The following is a 1888-nucleotide window of genomic DNA, read 5'->3' as shown; positions in this document are numbered from 1 at the left end:
AACGGGGCTATCCAAGACGGCTCCGACGCCGTGATCACACCAGCCACGACGAGATCATCTCACCCGTGACCAGCAGTTACGGGACAACGCTTAGTAAGTACCCTGTTGTCATGTCGCATTCGGGGCCTTCTGCTGTGGCGATCACGTTGTCCGAGGCCGAGCGCGCGGAGTTGGTGCGCCGGACGGAAATGCCGCACCGGCGCTCGGCCGAGAAGGCCCGCATCATCCTGGCGTGCGCTGAGGGGATGTCGAACGCGGGTGTCGCACGGCTTGTCGGTGTCCAGGCCAAAACGGTCGGCAAGTGGCGTCGGGCATTCGCCGCAGAGCGGATGGCTGGGCTTGAGGACGCCGGCTGGATCGGCCGGCCGAAGGCTGACCTGATCCTCGACGATGTCGAGCGCAGACAGCTGCAGCAGTGGGCTCGGCAGGCCAAGACCGCCCAGTTTCTCGCGTTGCGGGCCAAGATCGTGCTGCGCTGCGCGGAGGGAGGAACGAACCAGCAGGCCGCGGCCGACCTCGGCATCGACAGGTCGACCGTGGACCGCTGGCGGGCCCGGTTCATCGCGAAACGCCTCGATGGTCTGCACGACGAGCCGCGCTCGGGCCGGCCGCCCTCGATCCTCCTCGACCAGGTCGAGGAGGTCGTCGTGGCCACCCTGGAGTCGGTCCCGGGCCAGGACACCCACTGGTCACGGGCCTCGATGGCCCAGCGCACCGGCCTGTCGAAGTCGACGATCGGGCGGATCTGGAAGCGGTTTGACCTCAAGCCCCACCTGCAGGACTCCTTCAAACTGTCCACCGATCCGCAGTTCGTCGCCAAGGTCGTCGACGTTGTCGGCCTGTATCACCACCCGCCCGAGAAGGCGGTCGTCCTCTGCGTGGATGAAAAGAGCCAGATCCAGGCGCTGGACCGCTCGCAGCCGGTGCTACCGATGATGCCGGGCATGCCCGAACGCCGCACTCACGACTACCTTCGGCACGGCATCACCAGCCTGTTCGCCGCCTTCAACATCGCCGACGGCACCGTCATATCGGCACTGCACCGCCGCCACCGAGCGATCGAGTTCAAGAAGTTCCTGATCCGGATCGACAAGGCGGTGCCCGCCGGCCTCGACGTCCACCTCGTCTGCGACAACTACGCCACTCACAACACCGCCGACATCAGGACGTGGCTGAGCAAACACCCCCGCTTCCACGTCCATTTCACCCCCACCGGCTCCTCATGGATGAACCAGGTGGAGCGATGGTTCGGCATTCTGACCGACAAGCTCATCCGCCGCGGCGTCCACACCTCCGTGAAAGCGCTGGAGGACGACATCACTGCGTGGATCCACACTTGGAACGAGAATCCGCGGCCCTTCACCTGGACCAAGACAGCCGACGAGATCCTCAACTCCCTCGCCAACTACCTCACCAAGGTCGGAACCACCGGCCAGAAAACCGGGCAGAACTAACCAACAGGATTTCTGGCGCATGACACTAGCCACCCTCGCCATAGTGCCGGGCCCCATATACACGCGACGGCCAGGGCGCCGGGCCAACGGCTGCAATTGGGCGTGACGGCCGGCGAATTCTGGGCTCCCTGGCAGGTATGCGCGCGGCGTCTACCGCTGCTGGCCTGGCCGACCTGCTCTGCTTTCCGGCGCCGTGACCTCCCGACGACCGGCCGAGAGCCGGAATCCTGATCTTCAGCCAGGAATTCGCTGTGCAGCGGGTTATCTTGCCGGCCACAGCCAGTGGGGGCGGACCAATGTCTCCCGGCCGACACCTCGCTCGCCGACCTTGGCTTGCTGTCAGTGGACGTTAAGTCCGATCTTCCTCGGTTCGTGATCGCTCGATCGAGGTACTGATCGTCGCGCAGGCCCTCTGTTGGGCATGTGCATGCTGA

Annotated in this window: 1 protein-coding gene; it reads left to right on the top strand. The window is 65.1% G+C overall.

From position 1 onward, the window contains the following. The first annotated feature begins 110 nt into the window (after positions 1-110). Positions 111-1454 carry an IS630 family transposase gene (locus ACWD1Z_RS37290; RefSeq protein WP_451125337.1) on the top strand — a complete coding sequence of 448 codons (1344 nt, stop codon included), beginning with the start codon at positions 111-113 and terminating at the stop codon, positions 1452-1454. Positions 1455-1888: the final 434 nt, after the last annotated feature.

The sequence above is a fragment of the Streptomyces sp. NPDC002784 genome (assembly GCF_053592135.1).
The sequence above is the reverse complement of the archived record's forward strand: the minus strand, read 5'-3'. Positions and strand labels throughout refer to the sequence as shown.

Coding starts and splice junctions, on each gene's coding strand:
- ACWD1Z_RS37290 (WP_451125337.1), top strand. CDS start 111: ATGTCGCATTCGGGGCCTTCTGCTGTGGCGATCACGTTGTCCGAGGCC.